The organism is Nocardioides fonticola, assembly GCF_039536805.1.
Lineage (GTDB): Bacteria > Actinomycetota > Actinomycetes > Propionibacteriales > Nocardioidaceae > Nocardioides > Nocardioides fonticola.
On the sequence record NZ_BAAAZH010000033.1, the window covers coordinates 68,394 to 84,543 of the forward strand.

Below are 16,150 nucleotides of genomic sequence, written 5' to 3' on the forward strand. Positions count from 1 at the left end.
CCGATGAACCTCCCCGACGTCCCGCCGACCTTCCGCCCGCCCTCCCCGGCCGAGCGGCCGTGGGCCTGGCGACTGCTCGACGCCGCCGGCGCCGAGGTGAGCCTCGAGGGCGACCTCGGCCAGCAGCGCTTCCCCAGCCAGGGCGACGCCGAGTCGTGGGTCGGCGAGGTGTGGCGCGAGCTCGCCGAGGCCGGCGTCGCAGCCGTCACGCTCTACGAGCTCGACCGCGAGGTCTACGGCCCGATGTCGCTCGAGGCCTGAGCGGGGCATGAGCGCCCGCGCGTTCCGCCAGGTCGACGTCTTCGGCTCGACCCCGCGCGGGGTGAGCGGCAATCCGGTCGCCGTCGTCCACGACGCGGAGGGTCTCGACGACGCCGCGATGGCCGCCTTCGCCCGCTGGACCAACCTCTCGGAGACCACCTTCCTGCTCCCGCCCACCGACCCGCGGGCCGACTACCGCCTGCGCATCTGGACGCCGGGCGGCGAGCTGCCCTTCGCCGGGCACCCGACGCTGGGGTCCGCGCACGCGTGGCGCGAGGCCGGCGGCGTCCCCCGCACGCCCGGCCGCCTCGTGCAGGAGTGCGAGGTCGGACTCGTCGAGCTGCGCGAGGACGACGCCGGGCTCGCCTTCGCCGCGCCGCCGCTGCGCCGCAGCGGGCCGGTCGAGGCGTCCTTGCGCGACCGCATCGCCGACGTGCTGGGTCTGGAGCCCGCGCAGGTGCTCGAGGCGCAGTGGGTCGACAACGGCCCGGGCTGGATCGGCGTCCGGCTGCCCGACGCGGCCACCGTGCTCGGGCTCGCCCCCGACTTCGCCCGCTTCGACGACCTGCGCCTCGGCGTGGTCGGTCCGCACCCGGCCGGAGCGGAGGCCGCGGTGGAGGTGCGGGCCTTCGTGCCCGGCATCGGCGTCCCGGAGGATCCCGTCACCGGCAGCCTCAACGCGGGCCTGGCCCAGTGGCTGGCCGGCACCGTCCTGCCGCCCGACTACGTCGCCGCCCAGGGCACGGTGCTGGGGCGCGCCGGGCGGGTGCGGGTGCGCAGCGAGGGGGAGGCGCGGTGGATCGGGGGCGACACGGTCACCACGGTGCGGGGGAGCGTCGATCTGTCCGGCGCGCCGCACTAGATTGATCCCATGCGGGCCTATCTCGACCTCGTCCAGCGCATCCTCGACGAGGGCGTGGAGAAGACCGACCGCACCGGCACGGGCACGCTGAGCGTCTTCGGCCACCAGATGCGTTTCGACCTCGCGGCCGGCTTCCCGCTGGTGACCACCAAGAAGGTGCACACCCGCTCGGTCTTCGGCGAGCTGCTGTGGTTCCTGCGCGGCGACACCAACATCGCCTGGCTGCACGAGCGCGGCATCTCGATCTGGGACGAGTGGGCCGACGAGAACGGCGACCTCGGTCCGGTCTACGGCAAGCAGTGGCGCTCGTGGCCCGCACCCGACGGGCGGCATATCGACCAGCTCGCCGAGGTCGTCGAGCAGATCCGCACCAACCCCGACTCCCGCCGCCACGTCGTCTCGGCGTGGAACGTCGCCGACGTCCCCGACATGGCGCTGGCGCCGTGCCACACGCTCTTCCAGTTCTACGTCGCCCCCGGCGTGGACGGCGCTCCGGGTCGCCTCAGCTGCCAGCTGTACCAGCGCTCGGCCGACGTGTTCCTCGGCGTGCCGTTCAACATCGCCTCCTACGCCCTGCTCACCCACCTGGTCGCCCAGGTGACCGGACTGCTGCCGGGCGATTTCGTGCACACCTTCGGCGATGCCCACCTCTACCTCAACCACCTCGAGCAGGCGCGCCTGCAGCTGACCCGCGAGCCGCGACCGCTGCCGACCCTCCAGCTCGACCCGACCATCACCGACCTCGACGCCTTCGACCTGCCGCACATCGAGCTCGTCGGCTACGACCCGCACCCGGCGATCTCCGCGCCGGTCGCGGTCTGAGCGCGGGGGAGCAGGCGCAGGCATGAAGCGCGTCATCTGCGTGGCCGCGGTCGCCCGCAACGGCGTCATCGGCGCCGGTCCCGACATCCCGTGGTCGGTGCCCGGCGAACAGCGCCTCTTCAAGGAGGTCACCTGGGGCCACGTGCTGGTCATGGGCCGCACGACCTACGAGTCGATCGGGCGCCCGCTGCCGGGACGCACCACGATCGTGCTCACCCGCGACCGCGCCTACGACCCCGGCCACCCGGAGGTGCTGGTGGCCCACTCTCTCGAGCAGGCGCTGATGAAGGCCGCCCTGCACGAGGGCGAGGTGATCATCGCCGGCGGCGCCCAGGTCTACGCGGCGGCGCTGCCGCTGGCCAGCGAGCAGATCCTCAGCATCATCCCGCTCGACCCCGAGGGCGATGCCCACTACCCGGCCTTCCGTGAGGCCGAGTGGGAGGAGACCGACCGCGAGGTCTTCGAAGGCTTCGAGCGGGTCTGGCTGCGCCGCATCGTCTGACCCCGGCGTCCCGGATCGATCGGCCGCATCACCCACGCTCGGGTGACACGGCTCGGCCGTCGGCCTGATTGGATCGTTCCAGAGCCGGTGGCAGGTCGCCGGGACGTTCCGACCCCGGAGGCATGCCCCATGGAGATCTGGCCCGGCACCCCCTACCCGCTGGGAGCCACCTACGACGGCAGCGGCACCAACGTCGCGCTGTTCAGCGAGGTCGCCGAGCGGGTCGAGCTGTGCCTCTTCGACGAGGACGACGACGGCGCGCTCGTCGAGCAGCGCATCGAGCTCACCGAGGTCGACGCCCACGTCTGGCACGCCTACCTGCCCGCCGTCCAGCCCGGGCAGCGCTACGGCTACCGCGTCCACGGCCCCTGGGACCCCGCCCGCGGCCTGCGCTGCAACCCCGCCAAGCTGCTGCTCGATCCCTACGCCAAGGCCACGACCCGCGACCTCGACTGGGACCCCAGCCTGTTCTCCTACCCCTTCGGCGAGGAGGACGGCCACAACGACGACGACTCCGCGGCCCACATGATGCTCGGGGTCGTCATCAACCCGTTCTTCGACTGGGAGGGCGACCGGCGCCCCGAGCACCCCTACAGCCGCACCGTCATCTACGAGGCGCACGTCAAGGGCCTCACGCGCCTGCACCCCGAGATCCCCGAGGAGCAGCGCGGCACCTACGCCGCGATGGCGCACCCGGCGATCGTCGAGCACCTGCAGCGGCTGGGCATCACGACGGTCGAGCTGATGCCGGTGCACCAGTTCATCCAGGACGACGCCCTGCTCCAGCGCGGCCTGCGCAACTACTGGGGCTACAACACCATCGGGTTCTTCGCCCCGCACGCCGACTACTCCGCCGCCGACCGCGCCGAACCCGGCCGGGGCGCGCAGGTGCAGGAGTTCAAGGCGATGGTGAAGGCCCTGCACGCGGCGGGCATCGAGGTCGTGCTCGACGTCGTCTACAACCACACCGCCGAGGGCAACCACCTCGGGCCCACGCTGAGCCTCAAGGGCATCGACAACGAGGCCTACTACCGGCTGGTCGAGGACGACCCGCGGTACTACATGGACTACACGGGCACCGGCAACAGCCTCAACGTGCGGCACCCGCACGCGTTGCAGCTGATCATGGACTCGCTGCGCTACTGGGTCACCGAGATGCACGTCGACGGGTTCCGCTTCGATCTCGCCGCCACCCTGGCCCGGGAGTTCTACGAGGTCGACCGGCTCGCGACCTTCTTCGAGCTCGTGCAGCAGGACCCGGTCGTCAGCCAGGTCAAGCTCATCGCCGAGCCCTGGGACGTCGGCCCGGGCGGCTACCAGGTGGGCGGGTTCCCGCCGCAGTGGTCGGAGTGGAACGGCAAGTACCGCGACACCGTGCGCGACTTCTGGCGCGGAGAGCCCGCGCTCGGCGAGTTCGCGAGCCGGCTCGCCGGGTCGGCCGACCTCTACGAGCACTCCGGACGCCGTCCCTTCGCCAGCATCAACTTCGTCACCGCCCACGACGGCTTCACGCTGCGCGACCTCGTCTCCTACGCCGAGAAGCACAACGAGGCCAACGGCGAGGACAACAACGACGGCGAGAGCCACAACCGCTCGCAGAACTTCGGGGTCGAGGGCGAGACCGACGACGCCGACGTGCTGCGTGCCCGCGCTCTGACCCAGCGCAACATCCTCACGACGCTGCTGCTCTCCCAGGGCGTGCCGATGCTGCTGCACGGCGACGAGGTCGGCCGCACCCAGCACGGCAACAACAACACCTACGCCCAGGACTCCGAGATCGCCTGGATGCACTGGGACGGGATCGACGAGCCGCTGCTGGAGTTCACCGCCGCCGTCGCGCGCCTGCGCGCCGAGCACCCCACCTTCCGGCGGCGCCGCTTCTTCACCGGCACGAAGGTCTCCGAGCCCGAGAGCGTCGAGAGCGCCGGGGCCGCCGGGGTCGCTGATGCCACCGATGCCACTGATATCACTGGGCAGAGCCGGCTCGACGACATCGTCTGGCTGCACCCCGAGGGCCGGGCGATGCAGGACGGCGACTGGAGCGAGGGCCACGTGCTCGGCATGTTCCTCAACGGCCAGGGCATCGCCGGTGCCGACGAACGCGGTCGGCCGGTGACCGACGACCACTTCCTCCTCTACTTCAACGGCGGCGCGGACGACGTCGCGGTGAAGCTGCCCGGTGCCCGGTTCGCCGAGAAGTGGCAGGTGGCGCTCGAGACCGCCGGCACCCACGCCGACGACGGCGTCCTGGAGGCCGGCGCGACGATCGAGGTCTGCGCGCGCAGCGTCCTGGTGCTCCAGGAGTACGCCGCCCCGCCAGCGGCGGTCGACCACTCGGTCGAGGCCTCCCTCGCCGCAGCCGCCGCCCGCCGCGAGGAGGCGAAGTGACCCGGCGTCCGGTCTCGACCTACCGCCTCCAGTTGACCGCCGACTTCGACCTGCACCGGGCCGCGGCCACCGTGCCCTACCTGCGTGCGCTCGGCGTCGACTGGGTCTACCTGAGCCCGATCCTGGCCGCCGAACCGGGATCCACGCACGGCTACGACGTCGTCGCGCACGACCGCCTCGACCCCGAGCGCGGCGGCGAGGAGGGGCTGCAGGCCCTCGCCGACGCCGCCCACGGCGCCGGTCTCGGCGTGCTCGTCGACATCGTGCCCAACCACGTCGGCGTCGCGACGCCGTCCGAGGACCCCTGGTGGTGGGAGGTGCTGCGCGACGGGCGCACCGCCGAGCATGCCCACGTCTTCGACATCGACTGGGACGCCGCGGGCCAGCGGCTGCGCCTCCCGGTGGTCGGGGACGACGACCTGGCGCCCACCGGCGGGACGATCGGTCACCTGACGCTGCACGACGGCGAGCGCGGACTCGAACTGCACTACTGGGACCAGGCCTTCCCGGTCGCCGCGGGCACGTCGAGCGGCCCCGACGACGATCCGGATGCCGTCCATGCGCGGCAGCACTACGAGCTGGTGTCGTGGCGCGAGGCCGACGATGCGCTGAACTACCGGCGCTTCTTCGCCGTCAGCACCCTGGCCGCGGTGCGGGTCGAGGAGCCGGCGGTGTTCGCCGAGACCCACGTCGAGATCGGCCGGTGGTTCGCCGAGGGGCTGGTCGACGGGCTGCGGGTCGACCATCCCGACGGCCTGCGCGACCCGCGCGGCTACCTCGACGACCTCGCCCGGCTCACGGGCGGCGCCTACACGCTGGTGGAGAAGATCCTCGAGCCGGGGGAGCGGCTGCCGCACACGTGGGCCTGCGACGGCACGACCGGCTACGACGCGCTCGCCGTCATCGACCGGGTGCTGACCGAGCCGGCGGGGGAGGAGCCCCTGACCGCGATCGAGGCCCGGCTCGCCGGTCACCCCGGCACGCCGGTCGACCTCGGCGCGATGGTGCACGACCTCAAGCGCGAGGTCGCCGACGGCATCCTGCACAGCGAGGTCAAGCGCATCGTGCGCGACCTGCGCCGCCACCTGCCCACCCTGCCCGCCCATCGGGCCGAGGACGCCGTCGCGGAGCTGCTCGCCTGCTTCCCGGTCTACCGCTCCTACCTGCCCGAGGGCGTGGAGCACCTCGACGAGGCGTTCGCGCGCGCCCGCGCCGCCCGCCCCGATCTCATGTCCACCTTCGCCGTCCTCGACCCGTGGCTGCACGACCCCGACCTCGCGGCCGCCAAGCGGTTCCAGCAGACCTCCGGCATGGTGATGGCCAAGGGCGTCGAGGACTGCGCCTTCTACCGCTACGCCCGGCTCACCTCGCTCAACGAGGTCGGCGGCGACCCGGCCGTCTTCAGCCTCGACGTCGAGGCGTTCCACGCCGCGATGGTCGAGCGACAGGGCAGCTGGCCGCAGGCGATGACGACGACCAGCACCCACGACACCAAGCGCGGCGAGGACGTCCGCGCGCGCATCGCGGTGCTCGCCGAGATCCCCGATCAGTGGGAGGCCGCGCTCGACCGCCTGCTGGCCGCCACGCCCACCCCCGACCCCGTGTTCGGCTCGCTGCTCTGGCAGGCCGTCGTCGGCGCGTGGCCGGGCGGCGACCCCGCGACGACCGCCGTCGACTACCGGGCCCGGCTGCACGCCTACGCCGAGAAGGCGATGCGCGAGGCCGGCCGGCACACCACGTGGACGGCGCCGCAGCCCGCGTTCGAGGACGCCGTCCATGCCGCGGTCGACGCGGCCTTCGACGACCCGGCCGTCCACGAGGTCGTGATGCAGCTGCTCGACCTCGTCGTCGACCCCGGCTGGAGCAATGCCCTGAGCGCGAAGCTGATCGCGCTGACGATCCCCGGCGTCCCCGACGTCTATCAGGGCAGCGAGCTGTGGGAGCAGTCGCTCGTCGATCCCGACAACCGGCGTCCGGTCGATCTCGCCGCGCGGGCCGCGCTGCTCGACCAGAGCGCGCCCGGCACCGCCTCGGGTCTCGACGACGACGGCGCCGCCAAGCTGCACCTCGTGGCCACGGCGCTGTGGCTGCGCCGCGACCGGCCCGAGCTGTTCACCGGCTACACCCCGGTGCCCGCCGAGGGCGCAGCCGCGCGTCACCTCCTCGCCTTCGACCGCGGTGGCGCGATCACGCTGGCGACCCGCTTCCCGCTCGGGCTGCGGCGGACCGGGGGATGGGGGGAGACGGTCGTGGTGCTCCCGCCCGGCCGCTGGCGCGACGTCCTGCATGCGGGGCCACCCGTCGAGGGACGGGTGCGCGTGGCCGACCTCCTCGGCCCCGCGCCGATGGCCCTCCTGATCCCCGCCGACCTCGAGGAGCCCTCGTGACCGCCCGCGACCCGTTCGGCCGCACCGACCGCCGCTCGACCCACGCCACGCGCGGCGTCCTCGACGTCTGGGCACCGCGTCCCGACCGCGTGCGCCTGCTCCTCGACGGCGAGGTGCGCGCGATGGTGCGCGACGACGCCGGGTGGTGGACCCCCGCCGAGCCCGTGCGGCTCGAGCAGGAGGCCGACTACGGCTACCTGCTCGACGACGACCCGACGCCGCGACCCGACCCGCGCTCGCGGTGGCAGCCCGACGGCGTCCACGGCCTCTCGCGCACCTACGACCCCGGCAGCTTCGCCTGGACCGACCGAGCCTGGACCGGCCGCCAGCTCGCCGGCTCGGTGATCTACGAACTGCACGTGGGCACCTTCACCCCCGAGGGCACCCTCGCCGCGGCGGCCGATCGGCTCGACCACCTCGTCGACCTCGGCGTCGACCTCGTCGAGCTGCTGCCGGTCAACGCCGTCAACGGCACCCACAACTGGGGCTACGACGGCGTCGGCTGGTTCGCCGTCACCGAGAGCTACGGCGGCCCGGCGGCCTACCAGGCCTTCGTCGACGCCTGCCACGCCGCCGGCCTCGGCGTCGTCCAGGACGTCGTGCACAACCACCTCGGCCCCTCGGGCAACTACCTGCCGCTCTTCGGGCCCTACCTCAAGGACGGCCGCAACACCTGGGGCGACCTGGTCAACCTCGATGCCGACGGGGCGGCCGAGGTGCGTCGCCTCATCCTCGACGACGCGGCGATGTGGATCGGCGACATGCACGTCGACGCGCTGCGCCTCGACGCCGTCCACGCGCTCTCCGACGCCAGCCACCGGCACCTGCTCGAGGAGCTCGCCACCGAGGTCGATGCCTGGTCGGCGCACCTGCGCCGCCCGATCACCCTCATCGCGGAGTCCGATCTCAACGACCCGCGCCTCATCACCCCGCGCGAAGCGGGCGGCTACGGCCTGCACGCCCAGTGGAGCGACGACTTCCACCACGCCGTGCACGTGGCGGTGAGCGGCGAGACCGACGGCTACTACGCCGACTTCGAGCCGCTGACGGCGTTGCAGAAGGTGCTCACCCGCGGGTTCTTCCACGACGGCACGCACTCGAGCTTCCGTGGCCGCCCCCACGGCGTCCCGATCGACACGGCGACGACGCCCACGTGGCGGCTCGTCGTGTGCGCCCAGAACCACGACCAGATCGGCAACCGCGCCCGCGGCGACCGGCTCACCGAGCACCTCGACGAGGGGCTGCTGGCCTGCACGGCCCTGCTGGTGCTCACCTCGCCGTTCACCCCGATGCTCTTCCAGGGTGAGGAGTGGGCGGCCTCCACCCCGTTCGCGTTCTTCACCTCCCACCCCGAGCCGGAGCTCGGCCGCGCCACCGCGGAGGGGCGCCTCGCGGAGTTCGAACGCATGGGCTGGGACCCCGCCGACGTCCCCGATCCGCAGGACCCCGCCACCTTCGAGCGCTCGAAGCTGGACTGGCGCGAGCGCGAGGACGGCGTCCACGCCCGCACCCTCGCGCGCCACCGCGAGCTCATCGCCCTGCGGCGCTCACGCCCCGAGTTCACCGATCCGGCGTTCACCGCCACCACCTGCGAGGTCGACGAGGCGGCGCGTCTGGTGCTGGTGCGACGACGCGACACGCTGGTCGCGGTCAACCTCGGCGACCGGCCGGCCACCGTCGCGGCCGCCGGTGCGGGCCTGCTGTTCGCCACCGAGGCGCAGGTGCGGCTCGCGGACGGCGTCCTGACCCTGCCCGCGCACAGCGGCGCTGTCCTCGCGCCGGCGGCGACCGATGCGGGTCAGGCGGTGCCGAGTCCGGCCTTGAACGCGTCGATCGAGGCCTGACTCGACAGCACCCGCCAGTCGGCCTCCTTGGCGAAGTCGAACCACGTGACGGTGCGGATCTCGGGGCGGGCGGCCACGTAGTCGAACATCCCGCGCACCCAGGCCGCCTTGTCGCCGCCGGCGCCCTCGGGGCAGCCGGTCTCGTCGATGTGCAGCGGCTTGGCGGTGAGCTTCAGCATCCGGTTCACCGGCCCGGAGAAGGTCTCGCTGAACGACAGCCACGACGACCACGACTGCGTCGTCCCCCAGTTGTAGCCGTCGAGGCTGACCGAGTCGACCCAGGCGTCGCCGGGGTAGAAGGTCTCGAAGCGCGGCATCGCCGGGTCGGGGTCGACGTTGGGGTTCCACCGGAAGCGGGCGTTGGTCGCCCCGACCCGATCGAAGATCGCCACGACGTGGCGCCAGGCCGCGACGTAGCTCGCGGCGGTGTTGCCGTTCACCCCGACACCCCACGGGTACCAGGAGCCGTTGCCCTCGTGCATGAGCCGCAGCACGACCCGGCCGCCGTAGGCCTTGATCTGCTGGGCCCAGCGGGTCAGGTAGGCGTCGTGGACGCCGGCGCTGATCGCGGCGTGGCGGTAGAGCGGCTGGGTGACGCCGTTGGAGGGGTTCCAGGGCTCCCAGGTGATGACCGGGGTCGAACCGTAGGACGCCAGCGCCCGCGCCTGGTCGGCGGGGAAGTCCGAGCCGGCCGACCAGGCCACGTAGCTGGTGGCCGAGGTCGGCGTGTAGCCGAGGGTGGCAGCGGTGCGCAGGAAGGCGTCGCCGTCGAAGGGCAGGCCGGGGGAGGCCAGGCCCAGCACCAGGCCGCGGCTCGCGCGCGCCGCCCGGCGTCCGGAGGCCGAGGCCGCGCCGCTCGGCAGCGCGGCCGGGAGCGCCGTCCCGACCACCGCGGCGGCGCCGAGACCGAGGAGGCCGCGCAGCACGGTGCGCCGCGGCGCAGCGGTCAAGGGGTGGTCCACGCGATCCTCCGTCGTCGAGGGCCGGCGGCCCGGGGTCATCCTGCCGCGACCTTCGGCTCGGCCACGGCGGATCGAAGGGGAAACAACAGTTCGTTCACGGGATGAGACGGATTCGCAACAGATCGGTAAGTACCTGTGGACGTGCTGTGGCCGACCGGCCCCCGGCCTGCACCGGCCCGGACGGGCGTCCTGGACCCGGATGGCAGGGTGGGGGCATGGAACTGCGCGTCTTCACCGAGCCCCAGCAGGGGGCCACCTACGACGATCTGCTCACCGTCGCCCAGGAGGCCGAGCGCCTCGGCTTCGGGGCGTTCTTCCGCTCCGACCACTACCTCGGCATGGGGACGCCGGGCCTGCCCGGTCCCACCGACGCCTGGACGACGCTGGCGGGCCTGGCCCGGGAGACCTCGACGATCCGCCTCGGCACGCTGATGACGAGCGCCACGTTCCGCTACCCGGGCCCGCTGGCGATCCAGGTGGCCCAGGTCGACCAGATGAGCGGCGGCCGGGTCGAGCTCGGCCTCGGTGCGGGCTGGTTCACCGCTGAGCACGAGAAGTACGCCATCCCGTTCCCCGACACCCGCACCCGCTTCGACCGGTTCGAGGAGCAGCTCGCCGTCGTCACCGGGCTGTGGGGCGCCGACGCCGGGGCCGACGGCACGGGGGAGGGGTTCAGCTTCAGCGGCGAGCACTACACCGTGCAGAACTCGCCTGGGCTGCCCAAGCCGACCCAGCGCGGCGGCCACGCCGGCGGCGTCCCGATCCTCATCGGGGGCGGCGGCAAGAAGCGCACCCCGGCGCTGACCGCCCGCTACGCCGACGAGTTCAACCTGCCCTTCATGCCCTTCGACGACGGCCTCACCCAGATCGGTCGCGTGCGCGCCGCGTGCGAGGAGATCGGCCGCGACCCCGACTCCCTCGTCTACTCCAGCGCGCTGGTGCTGTGCGTTGGCGAGACCGAGGCCGAGGTGGAGCGCCGCGCCGCGGCGATCGGACGCGAGGTCGGCGAGCTGCGCGAGAACGGCCTCGCGGGCACGGTCGAGGAGGTCGTCGACAAGATCGGGCGCTACCGCGAGTCCGGCCAGACCCGGCTCTACCTGCAGACCCTCGACCTCACCGACCTCGATCACCTGCGTCTCGTCGCCGCCGCGGTGATGCCCGCACTGTGAGCCTGGACCGATAACCTGACGACCATGACCGCTGCCCCCGCCGCGCCGTTCGGGCGCATGCTGACCGCGATGGCGACCCCGTTCCACGCCGACGGGACCCTCGACCTCGACGGGGTGCAGCGGGTCGCCAAGCACCTCATCGCCTCCGGCCACGACGGCCTGGTCATCTCCGGCACCACCGGCGAGTCGGCCACCACCACGCAGGAGGAGGACGGCGAGGTGCTGGCCGCCGTCCGCGACGCGGTCGGTCCCGACGTCCACCTCGTCGCCGGTGTCGGCACCAACGACACCCGCACCTCGCTGTTCTTGGCCCGTCAGGCCCGCGAGCGCGGCGCCGACGCCGTCCTGCTCGTCACGCCGTACTACAACAGGCCCGGCCAGCGCGGCATCCTCGAGCACTTCCGTCAGGTCGTCGAGGCCGCCGAGCTGCCGGTCATGCTCTACGACGTGCCCGGCCGCACCGGCAGCCAGATCGCCCTGGAGACCTACGAGGCGGCCCTCGCGTGGGAGCCGGTCATCGCGGTCAAGGACGCCGTCGGCGACATGCCGCGCGCGGCCCGCCTCGCCCAGATGGGGTACGCCGTCTACTCCGGTGACGACGTCAACACCCTCGGCTTCCTCGCCCACGGCGCGTGCGGTCTGGTCTCCGTGGTCGGCCACGCCGCGGGTCGCGAGCTCGCGGCGATGATCGAGACGTTCCTGGCCGGCGACCACGCCGGTGCGCGGGAGATCTACCTGCGGCTGATGCCGGCCTTCGCCGGGATGATGGGCGTGCCCAACTACGGGGCCACCACCGCGAAGGGAGCGCTGCAGCTGCTCGGCGTCCTCGACAACCGCGCCGTCCGCTCGCCGTTGGCGGCGCTCGACGACGAGGAGTACGCCGACCTGCGCGCCGCGCTGACCGCCGCGGGGCTGCTCGCATGAGCCACAGCCACCCCGAGCTCGGCACGCCCGGTCCGCTCGCCGAGAACGGCCTGCGGGTCACGCCCTTCGGCGGCCTCGGCGACGTCGGCCGCAACATGACCCTCTTCGAGTACGCCGGCCGGCTGCTCATCGTCGACTGCGGCGTGCTGTTCCCCGAGGACCACCACCCGGGCGTCGACCTGATCCTCCCCGACTGGTCCTCGATCCGCGATCGCCTCGACGCCGTCGAGGGCCTCGTGCTCACCCACGGCCACGAGGACCACATCGGCGCCACGCCGTTCCTGCTGCGCGAGCGGCCCGACATCCCGCTCATCGGCTCCCAGCTGACCCTGGCGCTGCTCGACAGCAAGCTGCGCGAGCACCGGCTGCGCGAGACCATCCACCACCAGGTCAAGGAGGGCGACAAGCTCACCCTCGGACCCTTCGAGCTGGAGTTCGTGGCGGTCAACCACTCGATCCCCGACGCCCTGGCGGTCGCCATCCGCACCGGCGCCGGGCTCGTGCTGCACACCGGCGACTTCAAGATGGACCAGCTGCCGCTCGACGGCCGCATCACCGACCTGCGGGCCTTCGCGCGCCTCGCCGACGAGGGCGTCGACCTCTTCCTGGTCGACTCCACCAACGCCGAGGCCCCGGGCTTCACCCCGGCCGAGCGCAAGATCACCCCGGTCATCGACCAGGTCTTCCGGGAGTCCCAGCAGCGCATCATCGTGGCCTGCTTCGCCTCCCACGTGCACCGCGTCCAGCAGGTGCTCGACGCCGCCTACGCCCACGAGCGCCAGGTGGCCTACGTCGGCCGCTCGATGGTGCGCAACATGGCGATCGCGCGCGATCTGGGCTACCTCAAGGTGCCGCCGAACACGCTGGTCGAGGCCAAGCAGTTGGCCGACCTGCCTCCGCAGCACCAAGTGCTCATCTCCACCGGCTCCCAGGGCGAGCCGATGTCGGCGCTCTCGCGCATCGCGCAGCGCAACCACAACTTCGTGCACATCGAGGAGGGCGACACCGTCCTGCTCGCCTCGAGCCTCATCCCCGGCAACGAGAACGCCGTCTACCGCGTGATCAACGGCCTCTCCCGCTGGGGCGCCCGGGTGGTGCACAAGGGCAACGCGATGGTGCACGTCTCGGGCCACGCCAGCGCCGGTGAGCTGCTCTACTGCTACAACATCGTGGCCCCGCGCAACGTGATGCCCGTGCACGGCGAGATCCGCCACCTGCTCGCGAACGGGACCCTGGCCCGCGAGACCGGCGTCGAGAACGTCGTCATCGCCGAGGACGGCATGGTCGTCGACCTCGTCGACGGCGTCGCCTCGGTGGCCGGCAAGGTCGACTGCGGCTACGTCTTCGTCGACGGCTCCTCGGTCGGCGACATCACCGAGTCCGACCTGAAGGACCGTCGCATCCTCGGCGAGGAGGGCTTCATCTCCGTCATCGTCGTCGTCGACTCCGTCACCGGGAAGGTCTCCTCCGGCCCCGAGATCCACGCCCGCGGCAACACCTTCGAGGACGCCGACTTCGAGGAGATCAAGCCCGCGATCGTCGACGCCCTCGACCGGGCGATCGCCGAGGGCAACACCGACGCCTACCAGCTCCAGCAGACCGTGCGCCGGGTCATCGGCCGCTGGGTCAGCTCGGCGCACCGGCGTCGGCCGATGATCATCCCGGTGGTCATCGAGGCCTGAGCCGCCCCGGACGCCGTCCGGCGGCGTCGATCCACAGCACCACCAGCATGTGGGGCACCGTCAGCGCCAGCAGCACCAGCAGGCTGCGGCCCAGGGCGGCCGTCGGCTCCGGATCGGCCAGGGTCAGGGCCACCAGCACCGCCGCGGCACCCGCGGCCGCCAGCGTCGGCCACGCCGCCAGCGCGGCGAGATGCCGGACGGCGGCGCGGTGGTCGCCGTGCGCCTCCAGCCGCGCCGTCGTCGGCTCGAGCGCCATCAGCCGACCGAGGTGGCGCAGGCCGTGCCAGCAGCCGAACCACACCCCGAAAGCCACCAGGGGAGGGGCCAGTGTGCCGAGGAGCGCGATGATCGCGAGGTCGCCGAGCACCTCCCGGCGTCCGGCCCGCGCGGCCGCGATCGCGGTCACCGCCGCCGCCACACACCACCCGCCCGCGAGCGCGAGCCGGACCACCGGCTCGGCGAGCAGACCGCCCAGCCCCGGCGTCACGGCGTCGGCCACCTCGCGCAGCTGATCCCCGACCCGGGCCAGGGGCAACAGCAGCGCCCCGGTGCCGGCCAGCGCGGCGGCGGCCGCCACCGGTCGCGGCGGCGTCCAGCCGGTCACGGCCCGCTGCACCTCGGCCTCTCCTTGGGCGAAGTGCAGGAGCGAGAGCGCGAGCACGGCGGCCAGCGCGAGCGGGCCGACCAGCACCAGCAGCCCCCATGCGGCCAGGGCGATGGCCGCGTAGACCCCCGCGGCCACCGGCGCCGACCAACCGCTCAGCCGTGCGGTCAGCAGGTGGTCGAGCGAGCCGTGGGGGAGGCCGAGCAGCAGCCCGATCGCGGCGAACCCGAGGGCGAGCGCGGCCACGACATCGTCCGGGAGCGGTGCGACCCGCAGCAGCAGCCCGACGCCGACGGCGGCGAGCAGCAGGCGCCGCGAGAGCCGGACCGCCGCCACCAGGGCAGGTGCGGCCGTCGCGGGCGTCGTCGTCGACAGGGCCATGCGGGTCACCTCGCTACGCGATGGGCGTACCTCGAATCTACACAGCCTGTTGAAGAACCTGTTGATGTTTTGGAGGCGAGGGTCATACTCGACTCACCGGCAGACTCTCAGGCACCGCCACGAGATTCCCCACCTGAACTGCGGAAACGCGGAACCGCCTCCTCTGGTCGCGATGGCGCGACCAGGGCCGCACCTCCCTTAAACCTCAACGGAGGATGTTCAGTGATTCCCGATCAACTCACCAGCGGCCAGTACCAGACGGTCTACAACCTCTTCTCGCTGGTCATCGCCGCGCAGTTGTTCACCGCCCTCTACCTGGTCGCCGCGCAGCCGCGCGTGCTGGCGCGGTACCGACAGGCGCTGCTCGTCTCGGCGACGGTGTGCGGCATCGCCGCCTACCACTACTTCCGCATCTTCAACTCCTTCCGGGACTCCTTCGTCACCGACGCGACCGGCGGCAACGGCGTCTACACCCAAGCGCCGGGGGAGTCCTTCAACGAGGGCTACCGCTACGTCGACTGGTTCCTCACCGTGCCGCTGCTGCTCGTCGAGCTCGTCGTGGTGCTGGCGCTGGCCAAGAAGCTGCAGACGTCGCTGCTGCTGCGCCTGGTGCCGGCCTCGGCCCTGATGATCCTGCTCGGCTACCCCGGTGAGATCTCCGACAGCGATGCGACCCGCAACATCTTCGGCCTGCTCTCCACGATCCCGTTCCTCTACATCCTCTTCGTGCTGTTCGTGGAGCTGACCCGCTCGCTCGACCGCCAGCCGGAGACGGTGCGCAACACGGTCTCGAAGATGCGCATCCTGCTGTTCGCGACCTGGGGCGTCTACCCGATCGCCTACCTCCTGCCGCTGCTCGGCTTCGACGGCGCGACCGCCTGGGTCGGCAAGCAGGCGGGCTACTCGATCGCCGACATCCTCGCCAAGTGCCTCTACGGCCTGCTCATCTACCGCATCGCCCGGCTCAAGTCGTTCGCCGACGACCCGGCGTTCGCGCTGGAGGAGGGCGGGCACGAGGGCGTCGACGCGCCCCGATCGCGGGTCAACGCCTGACCCGCACCCGACGCCGTCCCCGGCGCGGCCCCATCCCGCGCCGGGGGCGGGCGGGTCGGGCCGATCCCCGGGCCCGACCCGCAGGCTTCACCCGCATCACCCGCAGGATCAGGACGCCGACCGGTCGCCGCCGGTCGGCGTCCTGGCGTTCCGGGCTCTCCTGGCTCCCCGGCGGCCCGAGGACAGGCGAAACTGCCCGGATCCGGCTCGGAACGGCCCGAATCCGGCTGGTTTCCCCGCGCGGTTCCTGGGGGTGAGTGCAACACCGGCCGAGTGAGGGGTGTGTTGCATGTCGGGTCTGGTGTTCTC

13 protein-coding genes are annotated in these 16,150 nt (G+C 72.6%); 11 read left to right on the forward strand and 2 right to left on the reverse strand.

Annotation, left to right across the window (positions count from 1 at the left end):
• Window positions 1-3: 3 nt before the first annotated feature.
• The 7 genes from ABD671_RS20690 to treZ all read left to right on the forward strand — a co-directional run bounded on the left by ABD671_RS20690 (window position 4) and on the right by treZ (window position 9,066).
• A complete protein-coding gene (locus ABD671_RS20690; RefSeq protein ID WP_344735395.1) occupies window positions 4-261 on the forward strand; it encodes a hypothetical protein in 258 nt (85 codons plus the stop codon).
• A 7-nt stretch (window positions 262-268) separates the two neighbouring features.
• On the forward strand, window positions 269-1,123 hold the full coding sequence (locus tag ABD671_RS20695; protein WP_344735396.1) for a PhzF family phenazine biosynthesis protein: 855 nt from the start codon (window positions 269-271) through the stop codon (window positions 1,121-1,123).
• A 9-nt stretch (window positions 1,124-1,132) separates the two neighbouring features.
• Complete coding sequence (locus ABD671_RS20700) at window positions 1,133-1,945, forward strand: thymidylate synthase (RefSeq protein WP_344735397.1); 813 nt, start codon at window positions 1,133-1,135, stop codon at window positions 1,943-1,945.
• 22 nt (window positions 1,946-1,967) lie between these two features.
• A complete protein-coding gene (locus tag ABD671_RS20705) occupies window positions 1,968-2,447 on the forward strand; it encodes a dihydrofolate reductase (RefSeq protein ID WP_344735398.1) in 480 nt (159 codons plus the stop codon).
• A 129-nt stretch (window positions 2,448-2,576) separates the two neighbouring features.
• Window positions 2,577-4,835: a glycogen debranching protein GlgX gene (gene glgX, locus ABD671_RS20710; protein WP_344735399.1), complete on the forward strand. Its 2,259-nt coding sequence runs from the start codon at window positions 2,577-2,579 to the stop codon at window positions 4,833-4,835.
• Window positions 4,832-7,222, forward strand: coding sequence for a malto-oligosyltrehalose synthase (gene treY, locus ABD671_RS20715; RefSeq protein WP_344735400.1), 2,391 nt, complete (start codon window positions 4,832-4,834; stop codon window positions 7,220-7,222). The genes glgX and treY overlap by 4 nt, the downstream gene beginning before the upstream one ends.
• Entirely contained in the window at window positions 7,219-9,066 is a 1,848-nt protein-coding gene (gene treZ / locus ABD671_RS20720) for a malto-oligosyltrehalose trehalohydrolase (protein ID WP_344735401.1), read from the forward strand. Before treY ends, treZ begins: the two co-directional genes overlap by 4 nt.
• On the opposite strand, the gene ABD671_RS20725 is transcribed toward treZ, so the two are convergent.
• Window positions 9,021-10,028, reverse strand: a complete 1,008-nt coding sequence (locus ABD671_RS20725; RefSeq protein WP_344735402.1) for a glycoside hydrolase family 26 protein — start codon at window positions 10,026-10,028, stop codon at window positions 9,021-9,023. The two genes, treZ and ABD671_RS20725, sit on opposite strands and share 46 nt — an antisense overlap.
• Before the next feature lie 215 nt (window positions 10,029-10,243).
• Here ABD671_RS20725 and ABD671_RS20730 point away from each other — a divergent pair, with 215 nt between their 5' ends.
• From ABD671_RS20730 to ABD671_RS20740, 3 genes are read left to right on the forward strand one after another with little or no spacing between them, the layout of a single operon-like run.
• Window positions 10,244-11,197, forward strand: coding sequence for an LLM class F420-dependent oxidoreductase (locus tag ABD671_RS20730; RefSeq protein ID WP_344735403.1), 954 nt, complete (start codon window positions 10,244-10,246; stop codon window positions 11,195-11,197).
• A 24-nt stretch (window positions 11,198-11,221) separates the two neighbouring features.
• The gene (gene dapA / locus ABD671_RS20735; protein ID WP_344735404.1) at window positions 11,222-12,121 is read left to right on the forward strand and encodes a 4-hydroxy-tetrahydrodipicolinate synthase; all 900 of its coding nucleotides are present in this window, start codon (window positions 11,222-11,224) and stop codon (window positions 12,119-12,121) included.
• Complete coding sequence (locus tag ABD671_RS20740; RefSeq protein ID WP_344735405.1) at window positions 12,118-13,803, forward strand: ribonuclease J; 1,686 nt, start codon at window positions 12,118-12,120, stop codon at window positions 13,801-13,803. Before dapA ends, ABD671_RS20740 begins: the two co-directional genes overlap by 4 nt.
• Here ABD671_RS20740 and ABD671_RS20745 read toward each other — a convergent pair.
• Window positions 13,790-14,788, reverse strand: coding sequence for a beta-carotene 15,15'-dioxygenase, Brp/Blh family (locus ABD671_RS20745; protein WP_344735406.1), 999 nt, complete (start codon window positions 14,786-14,788; stop codon window positions 13,790-13,792). The genes ABD671_RS20740 and ABD671_RS20745 overlap by 14 nt on opposite strands.
• A gap of 222 nt (window positions 14,789-15,010) precedes the next feature.
• On the opposite strand from ABD671_RS20745, the gene ABD671_RS20750 reads away from it, so the two are divergent.
• Window positions 15,011-15,841 carry a bacteriorhodopsin-like gene (locus ABD671_RS20750; RefSeq protein ID WP_344735407.1) on the forward strand — a complete coding sequence of 277 codons (831 nt, stop codon included), beginning with the start codon at window positions 15,011-15,013 and terminating at the stop codon, window positions 15,839-15,841.
• The last annotated feature ends 309 nt before the right edge of the window (window positions 15,842-16,150 follow it).

What these genes read in the sequence shown, in the direction of transcription:
- ABD671_RS20690 (WP_344735395.1), top strand. Translation starts at nt 4, where the DNA reads ATGAACCTCCCCGACGTCCCGCCGACCTTCCGCCCGCCCTCCCCGGCC.
- ABD671_RS20695 (WP_344735396.1), top strand. Translation starts at nt 269, where the DNA reads ATGAGCGCCCGCGCGTTCCGCCAGGTCGACGTCTTCGGCTCGACCCCG.
- ABD671_RS20700 (WP_344735397.1), top strand. Translation starts at nt 1,133, where the DNA reads ATGCGGGCCTATCTCGACCTCGTCCAGCGCATCCTCGACGAGGGCGTG.
- ABD671_RS20705 (WP_344735398.1), top strand. Translation starts at nt 1,968, where the DNA reads ATGAAGCGCGTCATCTGCGTGGCCGCGGTCGCCCGCAACGGCGTCATC.
- glgX (WP_344735399.1), top strand. Translation starts at nt 2,577, where the DNA reads ATGGAGATCTGGCCCGGCACCCCCTACCCGCTGGGAGCCACCTACGAC.
- ABD671_RS20730 (WP_344735403.1), top strand. Translation starts at nt 10,244, where the DNA reads ATGGAACTGCGCGTCTTCACCGAGCCCCAGCAGGGGGCCACCTACGAC.
- dapA (WP_344735404.1), top strand. Translation starts at nt 11,222, where the DNA reads ATGACCGCTGCCCCCGCCGCGCCGTTCGGGCGCATGCTGACCGCGATG.
- ABD671_RS20740 (WP_344735405.1), top strand. Translation starts at nt 12,118, where the DNA reads ATGAGCCACAGCCACCCCGAGCTCGGCACGCCCGGTCCGCTCGCCGAG.
- ABD671_RS20745 (WP_344735406.1), bottom strand. Translation starts at nt 14,788, where the DNA reads ATGGCCCTGTCGACGACGACGCCCGCGACGGCCGCACCTGCCCTGGTG.